The organism is Kineosporia rhizophila (assembly GCF_021277265.1).
GTDB lineage: Bacteria > Actinomycetota > Actinomycetes > Actinomycetales > Kineosporiaceae > Kineosporia > Kineosporia rhizophila.
In genome coordinates, this window is the sequence record NZ_JAJSOH010000030.1 from 37,341 (window position 1) to 63,084 (window position 25,744).

General features: G+C 71.4%; 21 protein-coding genes. 4 read left to right on the top strand and 17 right to left on the bottom strand.

Annotated elements, in window-relative coordinates:
* Positions 1–38: 38 nt before the first annotated feature.
* Together LWF15_RS29825 and LWF15_RS37925 are read left to right on the top strand one after the other, a co-directional pair.
* Positions 39–890 (top strand): ATP-grasp domain-containing protein, encoded by an 852-nt coding sequence (locus LWF15_RS29825; protein ID WP_232814356.1) that lies wholly within the window; start codon positions 39–41, stop codon positions 888–890.
* A 141-nt stretch (positions 891–1,031) separates the two neighbouring features.
* Positions 1,032–1,682, top strand: coding sequence for a helix-turn-helix transcriptional regulator (locus LWF15_RS37925; RefSeq protein WP_232814305.1), 651 nt, complete (start codon positions 1,032–1,034; stop codon positions 1,680–1,682).
* Between the two features lie 7 nt (positions 1,683–1,689).
* Here LWF15_RS37925 and LWF15_RS29835 read toward each other — a convergent pair whose 3' ends face one another.
* The 16 genes from LWF15_RS29835 to LWF15_RS29910 form a co-directional block, all read right to left on the bottom strand.
* On the bottom strand, positions 1,690–3,882 hold the full coding sequence (locus tag LWF15_RS29835) for a hypothetical protein (protein ID WP_232814306.1): 2,193 nt from the start codon (positions 3,880–3,882) through the stop codon (positions 1,690–1,692).
* Positions 3,879–7,889, bottom strand: a complete 4,011-nt coding sequence (locus LWF15_RS29840; protein ID WP_232814307.1) for a hypothetical protein — start codon at positions 7,887–7,889, stop codon at positions 3,879–3,881. Before LWF15_RS29840 ends, LWF15_RS29835 begins: the two co-directional genes overlap by 4 nt.
* Before the next feature lie 2 nt (positions 7,890–7,891).
* Positions 7,892–8,881, bottom strand: coding sequence for a hypothetical protein (locus tag LWF15_RS29845; protein ID WP_232814308.1), 990 nt, complete (start codon positions 8,879–8,881; stop codon positions 7,892–7,894).
* A 27-nt stretch (positions 8,882–8,908) separates the two neighbouring features.
* Positions 8,909–9,526, bottom strand: a complete 618-nt coding sequence (locus LWF15_RS29850) for a hypothetical protein (RefSeq protein WP_232814309.1) — start codon at positions 9,524–9,526, stop codon at positions 8,909–8,911.
* A complete protein-coding gene (locus LWF15_RS29855; RefSeq protein WP_232814310.1) occupies positions 9,519–12,596 on the bottom strand; it encodes a LamG domain-containing protein in 3,078 nt (1,025 codons plus the stop codon). The genes LWF15_RS29850 and LWF15_RS29855 overlap by 8 nt, the downstream gene beginning before the upstream one ends.
* Positions 12,593–13,933 carry a baseplate J/gp47 family protein gene (locus LWF15_RS29860; protein ID WP_232814311.1) on the bottom strand — a complete coding sequence of 447 codons (1,341 nt, stop codon included), beginning with the start codon at positions 13,931–13,933 and terminating at the stop codon, positions 12,593–12,595. Before LWF15_RS29860 ends, LWF15_RS29855 begins: the two co-directional genes overlap by 4 nt.
* A gap of 5 nt (positions 13,934–13,938) precedes the next feature.
* Positions 13,939–14,364, bottom strand: a complete 426-nt coding sequence (locus tag LWF15_RS29865; protein WP_232814312.1) for a DUF2634 domain-containing protein — start codon at positions 14,362–14,364, stop codon at positions 13,939–13,941.
* A complete protein-coding gene (locus LWF15_RS29870) occupies positions 14,361–14,705 on the bottom strand; it encodes a hypothetical protein (protein ID WP_232814313.1) in 345 nt (114 codons plus the stop codon). The genes LWF15_RS29865 and LWF15_RS29870 overlap by 4 nt, the downstream gene beginning before the upstream one ends.
* A complete protein-coding gene (locus LWF15_RS29875) occupies positions 14,705–16,366 on the bottom strand; it encodes a hypothetical protein (RefSeq protein WP_232814314.1) in 1,662 nt (553 codons plus the stop codon). Before LWF15_RS29875 ends, LWF15_RS29870 begins: the two co-directional genes overlap by 1 nt.
* Entirely contained in the window at positions 16,363–16,746 is a 384-nt protein-coding gene (locus tag LWF15_RS29880; RefSeq protein ID WP_232814315.1) for a hypothetical protein, read from the bottom strand. Before LWF15_RS29880 ends, LWF15_RS29875 begins: the two co-directional genes overlap by 4 nt.
* A gap of 21 nt (positions 16,747–16,767) precedes the next feature.
* Complete coding sequence (locus tag LWF15_RS29885; protein WP_232814316.1) at positions 16,768–17,265, bottom strand: hypothetical protein; 498 nt, start codon at positions 17,263–17,265, stop codon at positions 16,768–16,770.
* Positions 17,262–17,537 (bottom strand): hypothetical protein, encoded by a 276-nt coding sequence (locus tag LWF15_RS29890; protein ID WP_232814317.1) that lies wholly within the window; start codon positions 17,535–17,537, stop codon positions 17,262–17,264. Before LWF15_RS29890 ends, LWF15_RS29885 begins: the two co-directional genes overlap by 4 nt.
* A gap of 1 nt (position 17,538) precedes the next feature.
* Positions 17,539–17,931 (bottom strand): hypothetical protein, encoded by a 393-nt coding sequence (locus LWF15_RS29895; RefSeq protein ID WP_232814318.1) that lies wholly within the window; start codon positions 17,929–17,931, stop codon positions 17,539–17,541.
* Positions 17,932–17,944: 13 nt separating this feature from the next.
* Entirely contained in the window at positions 17,945–19,069 is a 1,125-nt protein-coding gene (locus LWF15_RS29900; protein ID WP_408624297.1) for a hypothetical protein, read from the bottom strand.
* 27 nt (positions 19,070–19,096) lie between these two features.
* Complete coding sequence (locus tag LWF15_RS29905; RefSeq protein ID WP_232814320.1) at positions 19,097–19,921, bottom strand: hypothetical protein; 825 nt, start codon at positions 19,919–19,921, stop codon at positions 19,097–19,099.
* A gap of 244 nt (positions 19,922–20,165) precedes the next feature.
* Entirely contained in the window at positions 20,166–21,185 is a 1,020-nt protein-coding gene (locus LWF15_RS29910) for a phosphotransferase family protein (protein WP_232814321.1), read from the bottom strand.
* 318 nt (positions 21,186–21,503) lie between these two features.
* On the opposite strand from LWF15_RS29910, the gene LWF15_RS29915 reads away from it, so the two are divergent.
* On the top strand, positions 21,504–22,046 hold the full coding sequence (locus tag LWF15_RS29915; RefSeq protein ID WP_232814322.1) for a P-loop NTPase family protein: 543 nt from the start codon (positions 21,504–21,506) through the stop codon (positions 22,044–22,046).
* A gap of 113 nt (positions 22,047–22,159) precedes the next feature.
* Positions 22,160–22,336 (top strand): hypothetical protein, encoded by a 177-nt coding sequence (locus LWF15_RS29920; protein WP_232814323.1) that lies wholly within the window; start codon positions 22,160–22,162, stop codon positions 22,334–22,336.
* 260 nt (positions 22,337–22,596) lie between these two features.
* On the opposite strand, the gene LWF15_RS29925 is transcribed toward LWF15_RS29920, so the two are convergent.
* On the bottom strand, positions 22,597–25,731 hold the full coding sequence (locus LWF15_RS29925) for an efflux RND transporter permease subunit (RefSeq protein ID WP_232814324.1): 3,135 nt from the start codon (positions 25,729–25,731) through the stop codon (positions 22,597–22,599).
* Between the last annotated feature and the right edge of the window lie 13 nt (positions 25,732–25,744).

Here is a 25,744-nt window from a genome sequence, read left to right on the forward strand (position 1 = left end):
GACAGAGCCGTTATAGCCGCTGAATACTGCTGCTCGTGATGCTTCTCTTCCCCGCCGATCCGCTGCGCCCCCGACGCCCGGACGAACACTACGCCGAGGAAGTAGCTGCGGCGCGCGAGATCGGGCTGACGGTGGCGTTCGTCGACCACGACGAGCTGACCCGACCCGACGGCGCCCGAGCCGGGGTGGCCCGGGTGCCGCACGGCGCCGGGGAGGCGCTGTACCGCGGGTGGATGCTGACCGCGCAGCAGTACGCCGGATTCGAGGCAGCGCTGCGCGAGCGCGGGGTACGGCTGGTGACCGATGCCGGGCAGTACCGGCGCGCCCACGAACTGCCGGGCTGGTACCAGGCTCTGCGGGAGGTCACGCCCCGGGCCGAGTGGCGCGAGGGCGACACCCGTGAGGCTTTCGACGCGGCGCGCACCGCTCTGGGCGTTGGGGCGGCCGTGCTGCGGGACTACACCAAGTCGGCCAAGCATCACTGGCACGAGGCCGCTTTCATCCCCGATCTGCAGGACGCCGAGGCCGCCGGGAAGGTGGCCGACCGGTTCCGGGAGCTGCGCGACGAGGCCTTCACCGGCGGCTACGTGCTGCGGCAGTTCGAGGAATTCACGTCGGACGAGGTGCGCACGTGGTGGGTCGACGGCGAGTGCCGGCTGGTCGGCGCTCACCCCGACACCCCGCAGTCGCTGCCCTCGTCCCTACCGGCGACCGACGTCTGCACGCCCCTGATCCAGAAGCTGGCTCTTCGGTTCGTCACGCTCGATCTGGCTCTGCGCACCGACGGGGTGTGGCGGGTGATCGAGCTGGGCGATGGCCAGGTCAGTGACTGTCCGCCCGCGCTGGTGCCCGAACTGGTCCGGCAGTACGCGGCGGCGGCCAACCGGTGAGCTGATCACGGACTCGCCGGTAGCCTGCGGCGGCTGCCTCAAAGTGCCGGGCCCGGCCGGTTCTGCCAGGTTAGCGCGTTCTGTGGGGCACGATCGGAACACTTGCCGACGACCGGGCCCGGGCCCACAGGAGGTGCTCCGGTGTCGAACGGCTCATTCCCCCTCGCGCCGAGGAGCGCTCCGGAAGGCGACGAGAGCGGAGCCGCGGCAGTGGCGGGGCTGCTGCAGCGGCTGCTGCCCTGTGAGTGGATCACCTTCGCCGTCACCGTGGTGCCCGGCCAGCAGATCAGCAGCTGGCCGGGCGCACTGTGGGACGGGCGGGAGACGTACGCGAAACCCTCCGAGCGGCAACTGCTGACGTGGCTGTCGGCGGCGGCCGGGCGCACCGAGCCGGTGAACCTGGCGTCGCAGGAACCGTTCGGGCGCCTGCTCGCCCTGCCCGTGCAGGCGCAGGTGCCGAACCAGGGCGGCCCGCCCGAGCTGGTGACCTGGGTGCTCAGCCGGCCGGGAGACGAGTTCGGCCGGGCCGAGCTGGACCTGGCCCGGCTGATCGCGCCGGTGCTGCGCCGGCACTGGCACCTGACCCGGTTGCGGCGCGAGGGCGTGACCAGCCGCGAGCTCGAGGTGCTGAGCCTGGTGGCGGCCGGGCTGACCGCGGCGGCGGTGGCCCGGCGCTGCGGCATCAGCACCCGTACCGTGCACAAACACCTGGAGCACGCGTACACGAAACTGGGCTGCCACGACCGGCTCTCGGCCGTTCTGCAGCTGCGTGACGCCGGGCTGCTGATCTAGGGCGGCGTCAGGGCCGGGCGCGCATCCGTCGTACTGCGGCCAGGGCCACCTCCCAGGCCTCCAGGTGCAGTGTGCCGGAGTTGCCGTTCACCAGCCGGTTGTACTCCATGGCGGTCAACGGGGGCTTGCCCGGCAGCAGGCGGTCGCGCAACCAGTTGATCTCGTGCATCTCGTGGGCCAGCACCGCCACGATCGCCTCGTCCGAGTCCAGCACGTCGGCGTTCAGGCGCACCATCATCACGTCGGTCGGCTCGGTGACCGGGGCGCGCTTCCAGTAGGTCGGGGTGATCCCCCCTCGGGGCGCCTGCACCTGGCCGGTGAGGGCGCTGCCGGTCTCGTTGGCGGTCTTCTCCCAGACCACCCGGGTCTCGGTGCTGGCGATCTTGCTGCCGTAGTCGGCGAACGCGTTCTTGGGCAGGTCACCTTCCTGCACCACCCGGACGATCACGTCGTCGCCGATGTGGACGCCGTTCTGCTGGGCCAGCTGCACCGCCTCGGCCAGGGTGCGGCGCTGACCGCCGGCATTCCTGGCGAACACCATGCCGCCGTGCTCGAGGGCGATCGCCGCTCCGCCGATCCGGGTGCGCCCGGCCTTCATCACCGCTTCCACGAAGTCCTGCTCGGTGCCCACCAGCCGGCCCTCGGCGGCCAGCACCTTCGCCTGGGCGCGGGCCGCGGCCTCGAGGGCGGACAGCTCCTTGGCCAGGATCCCGGCCTTGGCCACCCCGGCCAGGTTCCGCAGGGCCAGACCGGCCGCGCCCACGTCGATCACTGCACCGAAGATCGACACGACGAGCCAGGCGATCGAGGGGTCCTCGCGGGCCAGCGCGGTCGCCGGGTCGAGCGAGGAGTGGGAGGCGGCGTTGGCGAAGGAGTAGTTCTGGTACTGCTCGGCCGCCCCGTACACCGACAACGCGGCCGAGCCGATCGACAGGCCCCCCGCCACTGCGATCACGGCGGCGCTCGCTCCGGGGGCGGCGGCGCCGGCCGTGGCGATCGATGCGCCGATGGCCAGGGCCAGGCCGACCGCGCCGAGCAGCAGCTGGCGGATCAGCTCGTCGCGCTTGCGCATCTGCAGGTAGCGGTCGAGGGCCGCGGCGGCCGGGGTTCCGGCGATCACGCCCATCTCGTGGCGGGCGGCCTCGATCACGTGGTCCAGCTCCCACACGCTCTGCTCGTCGAGGCGCTTGCGCATGGTCGCGATGCTGTCCAGCACTTCGGTGGTGATCGCCGAGACGTCCCACGCGAAGCGCACCGGATGGGTGGCGGTCAGCCTCGTGTAGTCCAGGTTACGGCGCAGCAGGATCGGGAACTCCTGCCCGTAGATCCTTTTCAGGTCTTTCAGCCGGGGCAGGAGCTGCCCCTGCACGACCTGGTCGCTGCGGGCGTAGGTGCCGGTCAGGATGTCGTCGAACTGGTTGGGGTCGAGCTGGCCGGCCATCGGGGCCCCGGAGGCGGCGGCCTGCTGGTTGCCGGTCTGCTTCACCCGGTCGAGGATCTGCTTCTGCAGAACCGCCATCTCCCCGGCGGCGCTGCGCAGTCGCTCGGAGGCACTGCCGGTGGGCGAGTTGTAGCGCACGGCCTCGCGCCGGGCCACCAGTTCGCTGCTGTCCAGGAGCCCCTTGGCCTTCTGCAGGGCACGTCGACTCACGGCGCCGATCAGCCGCTCTTCCAGGCGTTCGAGGTCGGCCCGGGTGGGCGCCATCAGGCGCGCGGTGTCCTTGGCCTGCCCCGAGGCCCACATCCAGTTGAACAAACCCCCGCCCGGGGCGGTGCTCGGCCTGACCGGTGGGGCGAGTTCGGCCTGCCGTACCCGCACGGCCAGGTCGTTCACGGCCGTCACCAGGGGGTCGGTGGTGGCTTTCACACCAGAACCGACTGGGGACGTCGGTGAGCCACCGGCTGCGACCGGAACCCCCACCGGCCGTCCCTTGTCCTGATAGCTGGGGATCCCGATCAGACCCCCGCCCGTTGCGTTCTCGGGCACCTCGTTCTCGGGCACTGCTCGCTGACGTACCGGCGGGCGGTCCAGGCGGATGACGGGATCGACGGGCCCACCGTCGTCCACAATCTCGTTCACTACCTGGGCCACCGCCTGAGTGACCGCCGCGCGCACGAGCCGCAGCAACTCGGCCTCGGAGCTCCCCCCGGGCGCATCGGCAGCCTGGGGCTCGGTGGGCCGGTGGTACACGTGCCTCACGGCGTGAACTCCAGAACGCGCCCGCTGCCGGGAACGATGAATTCGTTCAGCTCACGCAGCAGCGAGGGGGGAACCTGCAGCTGGTCGATCCCGTAGCGGGTGTCGACGATGCGCGGCAGGCCTTTGACGTCGGTGATGCCCGGGGCGGTTCCGTCGGGGTGCAACGGGGTGGCGGTCCTGGTGGCCTCGTCGACCACCAGCACCTGGTGGGCCCTGCCCTGCTCGGGTGTGGAGACCCCGCGCAGCTGCCGGAACCAGCCCTCCTCCACCTCGAACACCTTCAGACGCGCCCCCGCCCGGTTCTCCAGCAGGAACTCCACCGACCGCTCGAACACGCCGAAGTTCAGGTTCAGCGCCCGCCCACCGGTGGCCAGGCGCACGTTGCCGGCCGGGTCGACCTGCACGAAGTCCCGGCTGCGGGCCACACCCGAACCGCCCTCGACCCGGAACACCACCCGGTGACCGCTGCGGCTGCGGAACAGCGGGCGCACCAGTCGTTCCAGCACCGGCGCATTGCCCTGAACCGCCCGCACCGGCAGCCGGATCCAGGCCTGGGGCCCGCCGGTGGCGTTCGTGCCGGCCTCCAGGGCGGCGAAGGCCGTGTCGAGCTCGGCGCTGGTCGGCACCACGTCGGCCGGGTTCATCCGCCCGGCCGCCAGATCGTCGGCCTGCACCCGGGCCTGCGCGGCGCGCGCGTCGATCAGCGTGGCGTTGCGGGTCAGCTCGTCGGCCTCGGCGGCCTTGATGTCGGCCCGGGCGGTGCGACCGGTCTGGCGGGCCAGGTCGGCGTTGGCCCGCACCCGGGTGGCCTGGGCCCGCAGGTTCGCGGCCTCGGCCTCGCGCCCGGCGGCCTGCAGACGCAGGGACAGCTCGAGCTGGTGCTGCATGATCTGCTCGGAGGTCTGGGTGGCCACCGGGTCGGCGGCGACCACACCGAGTTCGCCCAGCAGCCGCACCACCGCGCGTTGCTGCCCAGGCTCGTAGCGGCCGATGCGGCCCAGGAAGCCGGCCAGTTCCTGCGGTGAGCCGAAGGTTCCGGCGGCCAGGTGGCCTGCGGCCGCCGCGTCCATGGTGGCCAGCGCCTCAAGGAAGTGCACGGTCTCCTGGGGGTGACGGGCGAAGACGGTGGCCAGTTCGTGTGAGCGGGTGATGTTTCCGGAGGCTTCGGAGGCCCGCAGGAAGCGCTGCAGCCCCTCGGTGGCCTGCTGGGAGAACTTGGCTCCGGACAGCTGCAGGGTGCGGGTGGCGATCGCGCTGGCCCCCAGCTCGCGCAGCACCGTCTCCAGGCGCTCGCCGAGCGCTCCGGCGAATCCCCGGGCGGCGCCGTCCCCGGCCAGGGTGGAGAGGCTGGCGCGCAGGTTGGCCAGGGCCTCGGTGACGCCGGCCGAGAACTGCACGGCGCTGATGCCCTCGGCCCGCACCCGGCGGGCGATCTCGACGGCCGACTCCAGTGCGGTGCGCCCTCCGCCGAGGACGGCGTGAAGGGCCGGCTGGAGCGTGAATTCGGCAACGACCCCGACTGCTGCCCCCACGGCCATCGACTTGACGTAGGTGCCGATCCCCGACCAGGAGCCCTCGCCGGTGGCCACGGCGATCACGTCGTGGGCGAAGCGCTCCAGCCCGGCCGAGACGGCGCCGCTGACCGCGCCGGCCAGCAGGCGCTCGGCGATCCAGCCGGCCACCACCCGCCGCACGGTGGCGGTGCCGATCTGGGTCGCACCCCAGCGGCCGGCCACCGCGCCCAGGCGGAAGCCGAGCGCCATCAGGTAGCCGTCGAGGGCTGCGACCAGGAAGCCGCGCAGCGTCAGCTTCGCGTCGCCGAAGGCGACCCGCAGCAGGTAGATCAGTTCGGAGACGGCGATCGAGACGATCACCGTGGTGGCTCCGCCGGCCAGGTCGACCAGGACGGCGACGAGCCCGGCCTCCCAGGCCACGGCGATCAGGCCGACGGCGCTGATGCCGATCAGCAGGCTCTCGTAGAACTTCCCGGCCTGGCCCAGGGCCAGGTAGATCTGACGGGCCTCGAAGTCGCCGGAGGTCTCGGTGAACTCCTGGCTGACCTTCTTCCAGGCCCCGCCGGCGACCCGCTCGACGAACTCCAGCCGCAGGTCGTAGGAGGGCAGGCCGTCGAGGTCGCGGCGGGTCACCCCGAGCAGCCGGATGCTGCGCTGCACGGTGACGTCCTCGACGTCGTCCTTGGTCACCGGGACCTTGGCGGTGGTGCGGGCCAGGACCTCCCGGGCGAAGGCCTCGTCGTCGAGGTCGCGGGCCAGGCGGCCGGCGGCGATGTCGGCCATCACGGCGATCTGCTGGGCGGCCAGCTCGGTGCGGAACTGCTCGGCCTTGGCGGTGGTGGCCCGCTGTTCCTCGCGTTCCATCAGGTAGGTCTCGTCCAGGTCGCCCAGGACACTGCCCTTGGCCCAGCGCTGCCGCGGATCGCGTTGCAGCAGAACGGTCTGCTCTTCGGGCCGGTAGAGGTTGTTCTGTCTCGCGGCCCGGGCCCCGGCGAGGCGTTCGTGCAGGGCCCGCACCTCGGGACGGTCGGCGAACCGGGTGGGCAGGCTGATCATCAGCAGCCGGTGCTCGACCAGGAAGTAGCCGTTGGCCTGGACCGCCTGGAACAGTCCGGAGAAGTCACCGGTGCGCTCGAGGTCGGCGAGCACGTGCTCGGCCAGGGTGCCGCCGGGCGGGCGCTGGGCGGGCGGGCCCCCGGCGTTGGCCTCGTCCAGTTCGTCGAGCATGCACCAGGTCCAGCGTTCGGCCCTGATGCCGGCCTTGAGCAGAGCCCGGATCCGCCCGGCGATCTCGCGGGCCTTGGGTCCCTGCAGCGCTGCGGCGGTGCGATCGGGCCCGACGGGGATCTCGACGTAGGCGTAGAGCACCGGCCATCCGGCCTCCAGCCGTACTCCCCGGGCGGCGTGGCTGCCCTCCGGCGCCAGGTTCTCCGTGCCCACGTGGCGGGCCAGCCAGGACGGCAGGCGGGCCCCGACTCCCGGTGAAAGCACCTGCACGGCGTCGCTGATGAACGGCTCGCCTTGGGTGGCCGGGCGTTGCTCGCGTGCCGAGACCTGGGCCAGGTAGTAGACGGCCTGGGCCAGGGTGGGGCGGCGTACGCGGGCTGCGAGTACCCAGACCGGCACCGACTCGGAAGCGAACTCTTCGGCGAAACGTTCCCAGGGCACGTGGACGTCGTGCTGGAACGCCCCGCGGTCGACCAGGAAGCCGGCCTCTGGCAGGGGAACGTTCAGGCGGGTCAGGGGCCCGGCGTCCAGGACCTCGGACACGCTGATCCCGGGCAGCGACATGAAGGCGTACAGCACCCAGCCGCCGTGGCTGACCACCGCGTCCTGGCCGTTGCCCTCCACCCGCCGCTGGTTGCGTTCCCCCGGGGAGGGGATCGCCGAGCGCATGGAGCCGCTGCGGTCGAGGTGGGTCAGTTCGCGCCAGCCGCCGTCGAACGGGGTGATGAGGTCGGCGAGGATCTGCCGCGGGCCGAGCCTGGACAGCTGGCCGGCCCGGGCGTTCACCGCGGTCTGTAGGTCCAGCAGGCTCGTGGTGGTGTTGACCTGCACCCACCAGACCTCCACCCAGCGTTCCTCCTGGGCCCGGTCGTCGTAGAGCACCTTGGCCGGCAGTTCCTCCCCCCGCACCCGCTCCACCACGTCCAGATACTCGCCGATGGGCACGCGGAAGTTGACCGTACGCAACACGATCCAAGGTCGGCGCCGCGACAGCGGCACCGTCGTAGGACGTCCATTGTTCTGATAGCCGGGCACCGCGTAGCCGTCGCCGAGATCCCTCTCGGCGTCGTAGCGTTCGTGGGTCTGTTCCACCGCCTCCAGCGTTGCACTCTCGGGCAGCTCCCGGCGGGCCGCGGCCAGCCGGGAGCGCACCTGCGCCGCGACCTGCCGGGTGAGGGCCTGCAGGGTCTCCTCGTCGGGAACTCCGGTGACCCGCACCCGGATCGGCACGTGACAGTGCAGCGACGGGGACGGCGGCAGGGCCATGATCAGCCGTTGATCACGGACAGCACCTTGAGCCCGCTGCCGACCGGATTGCCCTTCAGGTCGCGCTGCACGATCTGGAACACCTGCACGGCCCCGAACTTGCGCTTGTGGCCGGGCTCGAACCGGAACCGGGCCCGCAGCGGGCGCTCGAACCCGGGCAGCGGCTCGCGGGGGTCGAGCGCACCGATCTCCTCGGCCTCCATCCGTACCTCGGGCAGCTCGTCGTCCAGGAACAGCGGGTACGGCTTGCCCTTGACCAGCACCACCGGCGCCTTGTGCTCGCGGCTGAACGTGATGCTGTCGTCGGAGAGCAGCAGCCACCGCTCGCCGGCCCCGAGCGCCACCTTCGCCTCGACCGGTTCCACCGCGACGGTGGTCTCGATCAGTTCGGGCGCGGCCATCACCTGGAACTCCTGGAAACCCTCCCAGAAGTTCTGCCGCGGCAGCAGGGTGCAGTTGCGCTGGCCCTGGTGCTGGTCGTTGACCACGTCGAAGACCGAGTCCAGGGCCAGTTCCTGGCCTTCGGTGTCGGAGAAGACGTTGGCGATCAGGCACAGGTGGCCGCCGCCGTTGACGGTGGCGTTGAGTTCGGCCTGGGTCGGTTCCCAGTCCACCGGGCCGAGCACCGGGTCGTTGATCCGGCAGGTGAGCACGTGCGCGTCGTTGGGGCTGGTGCCGCCCGAGCCGGGCGCCAGCGTGTTCACCTGGCCGCGCAGCTGCCGGACGGCCATCGACGGTGAGCTGGCCCCGACGTGCGGGTTCATCACGTAGATGTCGGCCCGGACGTTCTCGGCCGCGTCGCGGCCCTTGTTGGTCACCCGGGCCCGGACGCGGGTGGGGGTGCCGACGCGGGTCTGGGTCTGGTTCGGCCCGCCCTCCAGGAACAGGCTGAAGTTGTTCCAGAACGGGTTGGCGCCGGTCCACGGACGGGTGCCGTCGTCGAGTGCGGGCGAGGCCCCGAAGTCGACCTTGAAGTAGAGATCTCCGGCCACGTGAGCAGCTCCTTCGCTGGTGAGTGATCAGGCCACGTAGGTGATCTGGAACCCGGACAGGGTGACGGTGTCGGTGTTCTGCGCGCCGTCCAGGGTGGCCAGCAGGTAGTAGCGGTAGTTCTGGGTGTCGACCTGCACGAAGTTGGGGTCGGCGGGGTCGTTGCGGTCGAACGGGCTGGCGTCGCCGGTGACCCGGGCGATCCGCTCGGCCGGGGTGACCGACGAGATCAGGCGGTTGCGCATCAGGGCCACCCGCAGCAGTCCGGAGCCGCTGTTCTGGCCCACCACCCGCAGCTGCACCAGCCGGGACCCGTGCGGCAGGGGCACCGCCTGTACGCCGGAGAGGGTGACCAGGTTGCCGGTGCGGGCGGCGTAGCCCTGCGCGTCGTGGGCCCAGCCGCTGGCTCCGGCCACGGTCACCAGGGAGGGGGCCAGGGTGAGGGCCTGCTGGGTGGGGGTGGGCCCGGCGCCCAGCGTGTCCAGGGCGGTGTCGACCTGGGTGACCACGTCGGCCAGGGAGGTCAGGTCGGACTCCAGGGCGTCGAAGCGGGCGTTGAACCCGTTCGGGCCGCCGGCCTGCACCCGGTCCCGGTTGTCCACGTAGGGCGTGTGGTGGAAGGTCTTGGTGAACGAGATGTCACCCATGCTCGCTGTCCTTTCGGGTCGGTCGGGCCGGTCGGGTCAGGCGCGGGACCGGCCGGTGCAGGCGGTATCGGGGGTAGGTGTGGTCCTCGGCCCGGCTCGGCCCGCCGGGCAGCTCGACCACGGCCGGGCGCAGGCTGCGGGTCAGCACCTCCACGCCCAGGGGGCGCAGGCTGTGCACCACGTTCATGATCAGCTCGTACTGGTCGCGGCTGACCGTGGCGTCGGCCGGCACTTCGGGGCGTAGCCGCACCTGCAGGGCGAAGGGCCCGTTGGCGCCGGCCTCGCGCAGTGCCGCCTGCACCCACAGCAGCCCGGGGGTGCGGCCGGTGACGCGTACCGTGTCCGCGCCGGTGGTGGCCAGATCGGCCCTCCCCGAGGTGATCGGCCCGCTGCCCCAGCTCAGCCGGGTGGTGGGCGAGATGTCGGCGGGGGCGGGCTGGACCTGCACGGTGATGCTCTGCCCCTCCTGCACCTGGTGCGGTCCGCTGACGGCGATCAGGTCTTCGGCCCGCTGGCGTACCTGCACCTGGGGGCCGGAGACGCTGACGTGGGTGAAACCCGCGGTGTGCGCCAGCGCAGCCAGCCGTCCCGCCGCCAGGGTCGGATGCTGCACGGTGAGGGCTCTTCCTTGTGCGGCAAGGGTTTGCGGGTCGCCCGGGGGTAGGGTGGTGAACCCGCCGGAGACTGCGAGCACGCCGGGGGCAGCTTCGGCCAACAGGTCCAGCAGTTGTTGCAGGCGGGCGGCGGTGCCGCGTTGCATGCGCGCGGACTGCCCGGCGAAGCTCGCCCGGGGGTCGCTGACGGTGGCCAGTAGCGCCGGGTCGAATGTCGCGGCCGGCTCTCCCGCCACCTTCGGGTCGGCGTTGCGGGTGCCGTCGGCCGCGATCGACGAACCGGCGGGCACGGCGGCAGGTAGCACACGGACCGTCAGGGAAGCGGTGCTGGTGTGCCCCTCCCAGGTCAGGTCGGCGGAGATCGCGGCATCTCCGGGGGCCACGCCGCGGGCGAGCGCCACGCCGGGTGCCGTGGGGGTGATGGTGACGCGACCAGGGCCGACGCGGGCCGTGTGCCAGGTGATTTCGGCTCCGGCGGGTGGATTCGGCTGCAGCCGCAGGATCAGATCCGTACCTTCGACGACCTGGGGACGTCCGCCGTCGGGTTCCACGGTCAGGGAACCGCCGGGGGCCACGGCGACCACGACTGCCTGAGTGAAGCCGTCCGGGTTCCCGGCGCGGGGCACCCCCACCAGGTCGAAGCCGGCCTGATGGGCCAGCGCGGCCAGGCGGGGTGTGCTGATGCTCGGGTGGGTCAGATGGGCCAGGCGTCCGGCAGAACGAGAACTGAGGACGCGTGGGTGCCAGGCTCCCACGACCCGCACCTTGGTGCCGGGAGCCTCAGTCAGTGCGAGAGCAGCCAGGCGGTCGAGCCTTCGGGCCAGCGCGGGCTGCATGAGCCGGGAGTCCCCGCCCGGGTCCGTCACGTGCTCGACGGCCGGATTGCTGTAACGCAGCAGCAGTTCCGGCGGCCGGTCCAGATCGTCCTGGTCACCGAACGCCTGCTGCTCGGTGACGTTCCAGACCCCGGAGGCGTGGATGCTCGTGCCGACCGGTACCAGCGCGGGCAGGACCCGGACCTGGTGCACGCTGCGCAGGGTCGGGGTGTCCTCGTCGATCACCTCCAGAGGCTTCTTCACGCCGCCGATCTCCCCGGCTGCGTCGTTGAGCAGGTCGGTCAGGGCCGCGGGGGTGGGCAGCACCCAGCGCCGGAACAGGTGCAGGCGCCGGCGGTAGTGCTCGTCGTCCTCGCCCAGCACCGGCGCGAATGCGGTGCGGGCCACCCGGCTGAGGCGAACCTCGTCCACGGTGGCGTTCAGCGTGCCCCCCACGGTGAGCGGCTCGCCCGCGGTCAGGGCGCCCAGGGCGGTGATGTCGGCCAGGGCCAGGCGCAGGCCGTCCAGCCAGAGGGCTGCCGTGTGGCCGGCGCGGTCGATCACCAGGGCGATGTGGGTGAAGCGGTCGCTCGCAAGTGTGGTGTCCGCGTACAGGTCCTGGGTGGTGGTGCCGTCGGACAGCCGCGCGCGGACGTTGCGGGGCAGGCCCCGGCCGAACTCGCCGATCTCGAGCGACCATCCGGGTCCGGTGGCACCGCGCCGGGCCAGGATGCGGGCCTCGCCGGGCTGGGCGTCCGGGCGCAGGAAGCACTCGGCGGTGAGGTCGGCCGTGCCGGGCAGGTCGAAGTCGGGGTGCGAAGGGATCACCGCGGCGCCGGCCCCGGCCAGGAGCAGCCCCGGGCCGAAGCGGCCGGCCGCCCCGGGGGCTGCCGGCCCGGTGAGGAGGCCGTCGTGCGCGGTGCGGCCCGGGAAGCGGCCCACCGCGTCCACCACGCTGGTTCCGCTGGTCTCGTCGAGATGGTGAAGGGTCAGGGTGTCGTCGTCGACCGAGTACGGCAGGGGCGGGAAACGCGGTACGGCCAGGTCGATGCCGATGAGATCGAGACTGGCGCCCACCGCCGTCCCCAGTTGTCTCTGACTGGCGGTGCGGGCGATCTGGCGGCGCAGGCTGTCGCGCTCCCCGCCGAGCACCCACAGCACCCGGGCGAGATTGCCCAGCAGCGCCGACAGCGCCCACTCGTTGGCCGGATCGGGAACCTCGGTGGCACCGGTGCCCTGGCGCCGGCGGGCCACGATGCCGGTCAGGGTGCTGGTGGGGGTGGCGTTCGCGGGCGGCGGGACCGGAAGGGACTCCCCCGCGAGCGTCCCTGCCCTGAAGGTCAGGGACACGTTCACCGGGCCGCCGGGCATCCCGGTCCAGCGCAGCGTCACCTCGGTGTCGTGCTGCAGGTCGCGGCGGGCGCGCAGCACGTACGAGGGCGTGGGGGTGGTGCCGAAACGCGCCTGGTGCTCGCGGAAGTCATACGGTGCAACGGCCGCCGTACCAGGGGTGGGCCGCGGCAGCAGGGTCAGGTGCAGCACGTCACCGCCGGCGGCGAAGGGTTCGGTCAGGCGCAGCGACATCCGCCCGGCCGCTCCCCGGCCGAGCACTACCTGTTCCAGCCCTGCGACGGGACTCATGGCGTCACCAGTTCCAGGTCGTGCAGGTCGGCGTCGGCCCGGAAGACCGGCAGTTCGGTGGTGCCCATCAGCAGGTTGCGGCCGATCGCGGCGTCCACGGCCGGGGTCTGGTGCACGACCTCGCCGAAGGTGATCCGGCCGAAGGCGGGCGGGTGGCGGCGCAGGTGCAGGCGCTGCACGTCGAGCACGCCGGGGACCTCGACCACGGCGCGCACCACCTGGCTGTACAGCACGTCGCCGCCCAGCCGCAGCGTTCCCAGGGCCTCGGCCAGGCGGGTGCGGATCGCGGCCGACAGCGCGGCCGGGTCGTAGCCGGGTTCGACCACGATCCGGGCCCGCACCCCCACGTCGATGTGGTCGGCGGCCACGATGTTCGGGTGCACCCCGGCCGGGCGCACCCGGTCCACCTCGCGCAGCACCCGCTCGTACACCCCCTCCACCGCACCGGTGGTGCGCCAAGGCCAGCGGAAGTCGTGGGCCACCACCACGTCGAAGGTGTAGGCCGCGCCGATCTGCCGTTCGCCGCTGAACAGCCGCTCGCCGAAGTCGAACTCGTCGAAGAAGCTCTGCGACACGTCCACCCCGCCGAGCGGGTCCGACAGCAGCACGTCGACCACGCCGTCCACGTTCAGCACGCTCTGGCGCCCCGCCTCGACCGTCCACAGCGATCGGGAGATGCCCAGCTGACGGCCGCGGTAGGAGTCGTCGTCCTCCATCCCGAGGCCGCCGGTGAAGGCCTGCTCGTTGGTCACGGTGAGAGTGGCCACGCCGAAGCCGGACAGGTAGATCTGCTCGTAGGCCGGGTCGACGCCGACGATCTCGCCGGCGGTGATGTCGCCGCGGGAGCCGCGGGTCAGGCTGCGGGCGGCGACCCTCTGGCTGGGGGTGGTGGAACTGAGCTCGACCGGGGCGAGCGTGACGAACGAGAGCCGGCCGGGACCGGCCGCGGTGACCAGCTGGGTGCCGTCGGGCACGATGTAGCTGCGCCCGGGCAGGCCGCCGCCGAGGGTCAGGGTGACCTCGCCGGAGGCCGGGAGTTCCCGCCGGGGCAGGTTCCCGTCGTCGCCGAGCAGGTCCAGGCTGTCGCCGGTGGCGGTGCAGACGAAGGAGGCGTAGTAGAAGTCCTCCAGCCGTTTCCACAGTTCGGCGTCCTCGTGGACGGTGGCCTCGATCAGCTTGCCCAGCGAACTGGTCGAGGTCAGGTCCGGTTCCAGGCCCAGGGTGGCCCACATCTGCCGGGCCCGGGTGCGGGCGTCGGCCAGGACGGCGTCGAAGCCCTTGAGGACGAACCCGTCCTGGGTCACGCCGAACTGTGGGCTCAGTGGCTGTTCGGTCATGGCTCCTACAGCTCCACGTCGGTGAGGATCAGGGCGGTGGTGTCCTGGGCGGTGCGTACGCTGACCGCCACCTGACTCAGGCGGTCCTTGACGGGGTTTCGCCTCTCCGGGGGAAAGCCGGGTTCGTCGTCGAAGACCACCGACAGGACGTCGGCCACGCGGGGGTCGGAGGCGAGTGTGCGCACGATCTCCAGGCGCAGCAGTTCCTTGACCATGCGCCGGCCGTGGTTGCCGGTGAAGGCGCGGGTCACGTCCAGGCCGTAGGTGGCGTTGACCTGGTCGCTGCCGTAGGGGGTGAGCAGGCGCAGGGTCAGGGCCTGACGCAGGTTCTCGTCGCCGTGCACCGGCCTGAGATCGGCGCCGCTCAGCACGAGGTCGCCGTCCTCCAGGCGCAGGCTGGAACCGAAACGGTTGCCCGGCTGCACACTCATGACGCCTCCAGCACGCTCTGGCCGGCCGACTCGACCTGCCACAGCACCGGCAGCGGGGGCACGGCGTTCGTCAGTCCCTGCGCCGTCTGCAGCATCACCGGCTGCCCGGCAACGCTCAGCGTGGTGCTCATCCCCGCCGTCACCGCCGTGACCTTGGCGCACGGCACCTGACCGGCTGCGGCGTTCGTGTTCGTACAGCCCGCCACCGTGGCCGCCAGCAGGTCGGCCTGCACCAGCACCGGCGACCCACCGGCGCTCAGCGCCGAGGTGGACGCCTGCACCATCACGGTTCCCTGGTGCGCGCACTTCAGCGTGGAGGCGGTGGTCAGCACGGCCGGCATCACTGCACCGCCACCTTCGCGCCGTCCAGGCTGAGCGAGACCTGGCCGTTGGTCAGCGTCATCTTCTTCTGCGCGGTGGTGATTTTCAGCTCTCCGTCGGAGGTGATCTCGATCGTCGTGCCGCTGTGGTGCTCGATCACGACCGTGTTCTCCGGCGGCGGGCTCGGCCGCTCCCCCACCGGCGGCAGGGCCGGTGTGCCGACCACGATCCGCAGCGAGCGGGCCTGGATGATCCGGGCGCCCTGCTTGTCGGTCAGGTCGTTCACGCCCTTGCCCACCGGCAGACCCTGGTCACCGATCTCGGTGGGCAGGGCCAGCCAGTAGTCGCCCGGCTCGTTCTTCGGCGGTGCGTGCCGGGGTTTCTCGGGCCACAGCCAGCCCGCCACCACCGCGTCGTTGACCAGGCCCCGGTTGTGCGCCAGCAGCGCCCGCATGCCCGGGTACACCGGCGTGACCAGGCCGACCTGGTGGAACGCGAACGGTGAGGCGATCGGCTTGTTGTGCAGTTCCACGTCGTCGGTGACCGGGCTGGCCACGCTCGGGGCGACCACCCCGGAGGCCACCTTCTGGCCGTAGTGCAGATCGCCCAGGTGCTTGCCGTCCTTGCCGGCCCGATAGGTGGTGACCTCACCGACGTCCACACCCGGATGGTCTTCCCGGCCCCGCGAGGCAATGTCCTCCAGGCGGTCGACCACGCCCTGCACGCCGCCGCTCATCCGCACCGGTTCACCGGCCGGGGCGGCCACGACCAGCAGCTTGGTCACGTAGCCGTCGGAGCCGTACTCGTGGACGGCGCGGGCGATCCGCAGGGGCCCGGCCGGGACCGAGTCCAGGTTCTTCACCTCGAGCTTCTGCCCGGCCCTCAGCCCGGGATGCCCGAGCACGGTGATCTCCAGCTGGTCGCGCACCGGCGGGTCGGCGACCAGCTCGCCGGGCAGCAGGTCCTGCCCCTGCCGGTCGACCCGGGCCACCACGTTGGCCTGGGCGTCCGCGCTGACCGGGGCCGGTTCCTTGCCCACTGCGGCGCCCAGGTACACGGCGCCGTCGCGGACCACCATCGACACCTTTGCCTCGCGGGCCAGGTCCTGCACCGCGCCCAGGGTGGTGCGCGCGCACGAGGTGAAGTCGTTCAGCGTGCCCGGGACCGTGGAGCCGGCGCCGAGTTCGACCTCGGCCTCCTGCAGCAGGTCGCGGACCATGTGCATCCGGGGCAGGGCCGAGGGGCGGTCGAGACTGCCCGGGCGGCGCAGCAGCTTGAACCCGGCCTCGTCCTGCCCGGTGAGCACCACCTGCGACACCCCGCCGGTGCCCTGGCCGATGGTCAGGTCGCTGACCCGGCCGGTCATCACCGTGGCCCGGCTGAGCGGGCGGTCGAAGTAGCCCAGCCGGACCGTGGCCCTCAGGCCGCCCTTGGGCACCGACTTCAGCAGCGCGATGCTCTTCTCCGGCAGGTCGTCCAGGGTCACCTCGAAGGTGGCGCTGTTCGTCTCGCCCATGGTCACCCGCACCGCCACGTCCAGCACCAGCCCGCCGCCGAACACGTCGTTGGTCACCGTGAGCGGCAGCCCGAGCCCGGCGTAGGAGGCCACGGCGGCCAGCAGTCCCCCGCCGCCGGCCTCCACCGCGGCGAACTCGACCTTGTGCCACAGAACGAAACTCATCGCACGGCCACCCCCGCCACGATCTGCGACCCGTGCCGCCCGACGCCGTTCAGGTTCCCGATCGCCACCCGGGCCGAGCGCAGCGTCACCGCCAGCTCCCCGGCGCGATACACGTGGCCGGGGACCAGCTTGCGCCGCAGCAGCGTGGTGCCCCGCTCGCTGTCCTCCCGCACCACCGTCATCACCAGGTAGGCGCCGTCCGTGGGAAGGTCCAGCGCCGCCGACAGTCCCAGCTCGGTGTCGCGCGGGGGCAGCACCTCCTCCAGCACCACCACCTGCAGCCCGAACACGTAGCCGCGCCCACCCACGACTAGGCGGAACGACTGCGGGAACCCCTCGTCCGGGTCCACCGGCAGACGCAGGAACGTCGCAACGCTCACGGTCTCTCCTCACGTGGGTCCTTACAGCGGTGGGCCGGGGGTACGGGCGACCGGACTGGCCGGTGGGCTGGGACCGACCGCGGCGGTGGCGATCGCCAGCGCCAGGTCGGCCGCCTCCCCCGCCAGGGCGGTCAGGTTGGAACGGGGTACGTGCTGCAGGCTGATCGTCACGTCCAGGGCCTCCCGCTTGGACACGCTCTGGGTGACCCGTAGCTCGGTGATCTGCATGTCCAGGCTGATCGTCAGGCCCGAGACCACCGGGATCCCGGTCACCGCCAGCAGCGGTGCCGAGGCGGCGAGCAGGGCCCGCGAGGTCAGCGCCATCGCCTCCAGCGCCTTCTTCAGCAGCAGCCGCTCCGGGCCGAGCAGCACCGCCTCGATCGCGATCGTCTTCACCGTCGGCTGGGTGGCCTGCGACCAGCGGCTGCCGCGCACCCGCTCGATCTTGTAGCCCTGGCTCATCGACAGGCTCTGCACGTGGAACAGCGGCACCGCCCCGACCAGCACCGGCAGGCTCATCGCCGGCTCTTCAGTTCGCGCTCCAGCTCGGCGAACACGTGCGCGGCGACCTGCTCGACGGCGGCCGGGCGCAGCTCCCCGACCAGTTCGACCTCCACCGGGAACCAGTAGTTGACCACCGTCCCGCCCTCACCCACCGGGGCGAGAACGGCCTGACTGCCCGGTGCCGGGACGATGTACTCGCCCTCGTGCACCAACGCCAGCCCGGTCCGCTCAACCCGGTCGGCACCCGGTGGAACCGACCCGCTGTCGGGCCCCGAGGCGTCCTCCATCTCATTCCTCCACGCTGACCGTCAGCGCCATGCAGGAGAAGTTCGCCTGCGGCACCCCGTCGATGGTGATGTTGCTGGGCGTGGCCGAGGTGACCACGCAGCGGGCGAACTTCAGCGACTTGAAGGCCCAGTCGTCACCGGTCTTCTCGGCCACACTGACCGAGAACTCGGTGCCGTTGACGGCCAGCTCGGTCAGGTCGGCCACCGCCTCGGCCACCGCCGGCACGGTCATCGTGAAGGTCACGGTGAACGGCTGGCGCACGTAACCGGTGCTGTCGGCCTCGAGGCTGTGCACCACCGTGTGCGGCACGTTGAAGGTCGGGGAGAAGTTCGAGATCGGGGTGATCGTCTTGTCCCCGAGCTTGACCTCGAGGCGGGTGTTCCAGTCGGCCATGGGATTTCAGCTCCTACTCGAAGCGCAGGGTGATGGCGATGCGGTGGATCGCCCCGGCGTAGTCGACCGCGGCCAGCACCTCGGCGACCCGTTCGTTCTGGGCCTTGCTGATCTGGGTGCGCTCGCTCGGCGTGAGCGTGGCCGGGGGCTTGTCCAGCAGCGACAGGATCGGCACGGTGAGCGTGAACCCCTCGATCACCTCCTGGCGCACCAGCGGGTCGAGCACGGCCTCCATCTGGGCGATCAGCGCCCGCAGCCCCGAACGGCTGACCCGGGCGGTGCCGACCGAGCGGATCAGCTGGGCCTTGAGCAGGAACGACACGTTGTCGATGCAGCGCACGATGTCGATGTACTTCTTGCCGCCCGGGTTCCCGGTGTACCCCTCACCCAGGTAGATCCCCTGCCCGGGGATCAGCGGCGGGTCGACCAGCCAGTTGACGCCGGCTCCGGCCGGTCCGCTGCTGAAGGTCTCACTGCCGTTCAGCGCGGTGATCTCGGCTCCGGTGAACGGGGCGCTGCTGACGTTGACCTGCTTCAGCAGCATCGAGACGTGCGGCTCGTAACCGGCGATCGTGCCCGCCACGGCGGCGGCGACGTCCTGCGCGGACTTGTGCGCGACGTACACCATCCGTTCGTGGGCCAGAGAGCCGGCAACAATGGACGGGTCGGTGTCACCTTGGGTGAGCATGGCCACCCCGATGCGTTCCAGTCCGTCACCGCCGCTGGTCGAGACCTCGCTGACGTGGGTGGCCAGCGCGTGGATCGCGCCCTCCTCCGCACCGGAGGCGTCGTCCAGCGGGGTGTCGGCCACACACACGATCTGCACGTCCAGCGTGGACAGGCTCTCCAGCGCGGCCGGCCAGTCCGGGTCGTCGGCGTCGACCCGCACCCCCTGCACCACCGTCGGGCCCGGGCTCTGGGCGAAGCACAGCGCGATCGAGTCGCCCAGCGTGCCCGGCGCCCGCCGGCGCGCCTCGGAGGGGTCGGCGAACAGGATCGGGGCGTTGACCTCGAGCAGGTCGTCGGGCGGGTCGTCGTCCGGGGTCACCGCCCCGACGACGGCGATGTTGCCGAAAGCGCGCACGGCCGGGGCGAACAGGTCGGCGACCGGATTGACGCGGATGTAGCGCACGGGCATCTGCTCGGCCCTCTCTCACGACGGGTGTCAGTTGGTCTCGCTGAACAGGCACAGCACCTGCTCGCGGGCGAAAAGCTCTTGCACGAGCTCGGTCTGCAGGCCCTCGGCCCGGGCCTGCGCCGCATCCAGCACCACGGCCACCGCCAGCGGCCGGTCCGGGCGGCCCAGCAGCGCGTCCTTCACCCCACCGCGGGTCTGCGCCGCCACCTCACGCACCGTGCGGGCCCGGCGCAGTGCCTCGGTCAGGCCCAGGCCGGCCTCGATCAGCACGGCGAGTTCGAACTCCACGTCGTGCTGGTTGCGCGGGTCGGCCGGGTCGAAGGGTTCCGGCGCCCGGAACCGCACCTCGGTGATCAGGTACTCGAACGCCTCCCGCAGGTCCTCCACGGTCTGCAGGCGGTGCCGGGCCATGAAGTCGTCGACGTCGATGTAGCGGAACTGCTCCCGGAACTCCTCCAGGGTGGCGAAGTCGTCCATGCTCTTCGCCAGCACCGACTCGACCCCGCCCGGATCGGTTTCCGCGACCAGCGTGACCCGCAGCCGGGCCAGCAGGTCCACCCACACCGGATCCACACCGCCCCGGTTCTCCACCGCCACCTCGGTGACCACGTAGGAGGGCTGCGTGCGTGTCCAGGTGCCCACCTGCCGGGCGGCCGGGAACAGCGGCAGCTGCACACGCAGCTCAGGAACCGCTACCTGACTGATGCTTTCGAGGCGCACATGCTCCAGGTCGTGCACCGACGCCAGCAGCATTCCCAGCGCCTGCGGATCGGGCGCAGGAGTGGACAGTTCCACCGCCAGGCGCGCCGGGTCTCCCAGCCGCAAGAGGGTCCGATCGACGAAACCGCCCATCCCACGCCTCCTCCGGCCGCTCTTGGAGCAGTCAGCATCGACCGGCGAGGAGGATCTTGGGGATACGCAGAAATACGTATTGCGGCGCTACAGCGCCGCAGGCGAGAGCCCGGATCACGTGCTCTCCGGAGGTATTTCTGCCGGGGGCCAACCACTTCCGGCTCGCGCTCGCGGCCCAACGCATTCTTGCCGACGATCGTTCGGTCCGCCTTTTCGGGCGGACCCTGCCCCTTCGGCGGGTCACCTACCAAGTGAGTCGATCCAGATGGTTGCGACCGGACATCAGCCACGTGATGCGCTCCTGCGCCGCTTCCCGCGTCTCGGGCCGGGGGTGGCGTGCGTACAACGCGAGCTCGACGTACAGGTCGTAGAAGTCCAGCCGCTCGCGTAGATGCTCGCGCTCGAACAGCTCCGGATACGCGCCGTGCAACCAGCCGGGAACGTCCGCGAGTGCGCCCTCGTCGAGCCCCGTTTCGTGAGGTGCGGGTGGGAACTCGCGCGCCCGGGCACACCAGCGCAGGAGAGTGTCGAGCTCGGCATCGGCCGGCTGGGCCAGCGCCTCGGCGAAGTCGATGAGCCCGGTGACACGCCCCTGATCGACGATCACGTTGGACCCGTGCAGATCGCCATGGACCAGCACGGGCTCGTCGGCGGCGAACAACGTCAACCGCTCCTGGACCCAGCCGGCAACCTCCGTGAGCAGGCGCGGGTCATGACCGGGCAGCTGCCGGGCGGCCTCGACGTGCTGCAGCGTCGCCCCCACCACGGGCGGGTGGAACGCAGGCCAGGGCCCCCCACTCAGTGCGCCGGCCAGCCAGGGCGGCAGCAGATCGGCCGGGGCCTGGATGCGGTGGAGCGCGCGCAACGCTGAGCCGAGGCTTTCGATCATCGCCTGCCGAGTGGCGCTGTCCGCAGCCGGCCACGCTTCGTGCAGGGTCTGGCCGGGCAGTCGTTCGGAGATGTACCAGGGCCCATCCGGACCGTCGCCGTGGGAGAGCAGCCGAGCGTGCGGGACCTCGCTGCCCGCCAGCAGGCTGACGACGGCGGCTTCGTGCCGGTACGCGTCGCGGTGCCGTCTGTCGGTGTTCAGCCGTACGACGTACTCATCGCCGACCCACGCCCGGCTCACCCAGCCGGCCTTGAGGTGGAACTTCCCCGTGGCGTGCAGGCCCGCCGCCTCCAGTGTCCGCAGCAGCACCGGGTCGCCGAACGGTGTCGGGTGGGTCATCTCGGTGCTCCTCAGCGGGCCGACAGCGTCATCCACGTAACGATGATCGGCCCTCGATCGCGATCCGCCGGGTCGGCACCGGCTCACCCGTCCGTCAGAACCGCACCCACACCACCGGCGGGTGGAACGCAGGCCACCGCGCACCGGCCAGAGAGCGGGAGCGGATCGGCCTTAACCGGAACGCGGTGAACAGCACGCAGCGCTGAGCCGAGACTGCCGCCTTTCGCGCGGTGAATGAGCCGCCTGCCGGGTTCGGCCGTCCCAGAGGCAGAACTGCTCAGCAGCGCCGTCTCGGCATTCGGCTCGACCAACGGTGTGGCCGAGGTTGCGCGGCAGGCCGCTACCGTCGCACGGGTGCGGATTCCCCTCTCGACCCCGGCCGCCCTTCTGATCACCGGCACGGTGGGTTCGGGTAAGTCGACCACTGCTCAGGCCATCGGTGGGCTTCTGCGTAAGGATGCGATCCCCCACGCCGTCATCGATCTCGACGCTCTGCGCAACGCCTGGCCCAGCCCTGCCGACGACCCGTTCCACGAACGCCTGATGCTGGCCAACCTGGGCGCCGTAGCCCGCAACCACGTGGTCGCCGGCGCAGTTCGCCTGGTCGTGGCCGGGGTTCTGGAGGATCTTGCGCAGCGGCCGCTGTACGAGCAGGCCGTCGGGATGCCGCTGTCGGTGTGCCGTCTGCCCCTTGACCTTGCCGATGTTCAGGCCCGTCTGCATCGGAGGCACCGCGACGATCTCGAGGCCCTGAACTGGCATCTGCAGCGCAGTGGGGAGCTGGACGCCGTCCTCGACGCAGCCGAGGTCGCTGATGTCGAGGAGGGCGTGAAGGCTGAGCAGACTCCGGCCCAGGTGGCGCAAGCGGTCGTCCGCGCCGTCGGCTGGACCAGCTGAGCGGAGATTGTTGGAGTCATGAGACCGACGAGCGAATGAGCGGGTGAGCCATGGCGGCTGTTGGGGACGTGTGGCGGCTTCGCTGCGAGGGACGCGTGGTCGCCGAGCTCCACGTGACCCAGATGGATATGCCGTGGATCCGTGCCCGCGTGGAACGGCTGGCCGGCTTCGAGGCCTTTGCTCCGCTGTATGCCGAGGACATCCGGCTGCTCGAGACCCTCGAGGAGGAGGCCGCGGAGTGGAGCGCGCACTACGACCTCATCGAGGGCGCGACCCAGTTGCTCTACTAGGACGGCACTGAGGTGCCGGAGTACCTCCTGCACATCGATGGCGACGAAGCCCGGTGGCGGTGGCACCACGAGCCGTTTCAGGAGCACTGAGTCGCCTCGCCCCGAACAGTGCCCTGCGAGCACGGCTCGGCCCCGAGAAGGTCCCCAACGAGGAACGGCCCGCCCAGCAGCCGAAGCTGCCGAGCGGGCCGTTCCGTCCTCAGGCTCGTTCTACGCCGAGCCCTCCTACATCGAGCCTGGGCTCAGATGACTGCCGGGGCTCAGGCGTGGCCGGCCGTGACCGGCTCGGCCGGGGCCGGGTCCTGGTCGTTGCCGGCCTTCTTCGCCTTCTTGGCCGCCCGTTTCGCGGCCCGCTTCTCCTTGCCGCCCTCGACCAGCGTGTACAGGCTGGGCACGAGCACCAGGGTCAGCACGGTGGCGCTGGTCAGGCCGCCGATCACCACCACGGCCAGGGGCTGGGAGATGAACCCGCCGTGCCCGGTCAGGCCCACCGCCATCGGCAGCAGGGCGAAGATGGTGGCCAGCGCCGTCATCAGGATCGGGCGCAGACGGTGCCGCCCGCCCTCGACCACGGCCTGCTGCAGCGGCATGCCCTCACGCCGGTACTGGTTCACCAGGTCGATCAGCACGATCGCGTTGGTGACCACGATGCCGACCAGCATCAGCATGCCGATCAGGGCCGCCACACCCAGCGGGGTGTTGGTGAGCAGCAGCAGGATGATGGCGCCGGTGGCCGCGAACGGGATGGACACCAGCAGCACCAGCGGCTGCACCAGGCTGCGGAAGGTGGCCACCATGACCACGAACACGATGACGATCGCGGCCAGCAGCGCCAGGCCGAGCTGGCCGAACGCCTCTTCCTGCTCGGCCGAGGCCCCACCGATCGTGTAGCTGGCACCCGCCGGAAGCTCCAGCGCGTCGAGCTTCTCGGTGACCGAGGAGGTGGCCGCACCCAGGTTGTCCGGGTTGGTCGGCGTGCCGCTGACCGTGGCGCTGCGTGCGCCGTCGATCCGGGTGACCTGCACCGGGCCGGGCTGCTCACGCACGACCGCGATCTCGGACAGGCGCACCGGGCCCTGGGCGGTCGGGATCTGGATCTTGCGCACGTCGGCGATCGTGGCCGGGGCCTCGGTGCCGCTGCTGATCACGATGTTCTGCTGAACGCCGTCGATCGTGACCTGACCGGCCTGCGAACCGCGGAAGGCATTGGAGACCAGCCCGCCCACGGCCTGCTCGGTGAGCCCGGCCGCGGCGGCCGCCTCGGGGTCGACCTCGACCTCGACGCGCGGGATCTCCTCGGACAGGTCGCTGGTCACGTCCTTCAGCTCGGTGACCTCGGCGACCGCCTCGCGCACCTGCTCGGAGGCCTGGGAGAGCACCTCGGCGTCACCGGCCTGCACCTGCACCTGGATGTCGCTGGCGCCGAAACCGCCCTGGGCGCCGCCCACGACCACGTCGCCGACGTCCTTGAGGGCGCCGATCCGGTCCTCGAGGCGGGTGGTGACCTCCTCGATCTCCGCGTCCTCGTTCACGGTCAGCGAGAAGGTGGCGCTGTTGGCGTTGCCGCCCAGGCCGGGGATCGCCCCGCCGCCCACGGTGGCCTGGTAGGACTCGAGCTCACCCTCCTGGGAGAGCACCTGCTCGACCTTCTTGGCCGCCGCGTCGGTGGTCTGCAGGCTGGTACCGGCCGGCAGGGTCTGGGTGACGTTGATCGTGTTCTGCCCGGACTGGTCCAGGAAGTTGGTCTTCAGCAGCGGCACCATGGCCAGGGTGGCGGCCAGGATGACCACCGAGACGCCGACCGTGGTCCACCGCGTCCAGCGCTTGTCCACCGCGAAGTGGATCACCGGCACGTACATCCGCTGCAGGAAGCTCTTGCGTTCCTTCTCCTCGGCGGCGACCCGGATCTCGTCGGCGTGCTCGAGCTGCTCGGCGCTCGGCTGCTTCAGGAACCAGAAGGCCAGCACCGGCACGATGGTCAGCGAGACCAGCAGCGAGGCCAGCAGGGCCACGCTGACGGTGATGCCGAACGGCTGGAACAGCTCGCCGATGATCCCGCCGACCAGGGTCAGCGGCAGGAACACGGCCACCGTGGTGATGGTGGAGGCGGTGATGGCACCGGCCACCTCACGCACCGCGGTGGTGATCGCGTGGATCTTCTCCTCGCCGTACTCCAGGTGCCGCTTGATGTTCTCCAGCACCACGATCGAGTCGTCCACGACCCGGCCGATGGCGATGGTCAGACCACCCAGCGAGAGCACGTTCAGCGAGATGCCGTCGACCCACATCACGATCAACGCGGCCAGCACCGACAGCGGGATCGAGACGGCGGTGACCAGGGTGGAGCGGATCGAGGTGAGGAACACCAGGATCACGATCACGGCCATCACCAGGCCGAGGACGCCCTCGGTGGCCAGCGACTCGACCGACTGCTCGATGAACGGGGCCTGGTCGAACACGGTGACCAGCTGGGCGTCCTGGCCCAGGGCGGCCTTCCACTCGTCCAGGTTGTCCTGGATGGCGTGGGAGATGTCGACCGGGTTGCCGTCGGGCGTGGAGGTGACCGAGATGCCCAGGCTGTTCTGGCCGTCGGTACGGGTCAGCGAGGTGGGCGGCACGTCGACCGACTCGACCGAGGCGATCGACTCCAGCGGGACCGCGCCCACGAAGACCTTGCGCAGCTGCTCGATCGTCGAGATCGCGCCGCCGACCTGAACGGTCAGCGACTGCGTGCCGTCGGCCACCGAACCGGCCGGGACGGCGGTGCCGGCGCTGCTCAGGGCCGTGGTGATGGCCTGGGCGTCGACCTTGGCCTTGGCCATCTTGGCCGGGTCGGGGGTGATGACGACCTGCCGGTCGGGGGCACCGGTGACCTCGGCCGTGCGCACCCCGTCGATCTCGTTGATCTCGGGCACGACCAGCTGCTCGAGCTTGTCGGCGAGCGCGGTGGTGTCGCCGCCGGAGGCGGACAGCAGCACGGCGGGCAGGAAGTCGTCGGTGCTGCCGGCCAGGACCTGCGGGTCGGCACCGTCGGGCAGCTGCGAGCTGATCCGGGTGATGGCCGTCTGCATCCGGTTGCTGGCCTGGTCGATGTTGGTGCCGTACTCCAGCTCGACCTGGACCGTGGCGAAGCCCTCGGAGGCGGTGGAGACCACCCCGGTCACCCCCGGGACGCCGCGCACGGCACCTTCGAGGGGCTCGACGAGCTGGGACTCCACGGTGTCGGGGGCCGCGCCGGAGTAGGTGGCGGTGACGAACGCCGCCGGGAACTCCAGCGAGGGCAGGAGCTGCTGTTTGAGGGACGGGATGGCCAGGAGGCCGAACCCGGTGATGGCTAGCGACACCAGCAGGACCAACGCACGGTTGGCCAGGCTGAGCCGGGTCAGGACGGACATGCCTGCGCTCTCT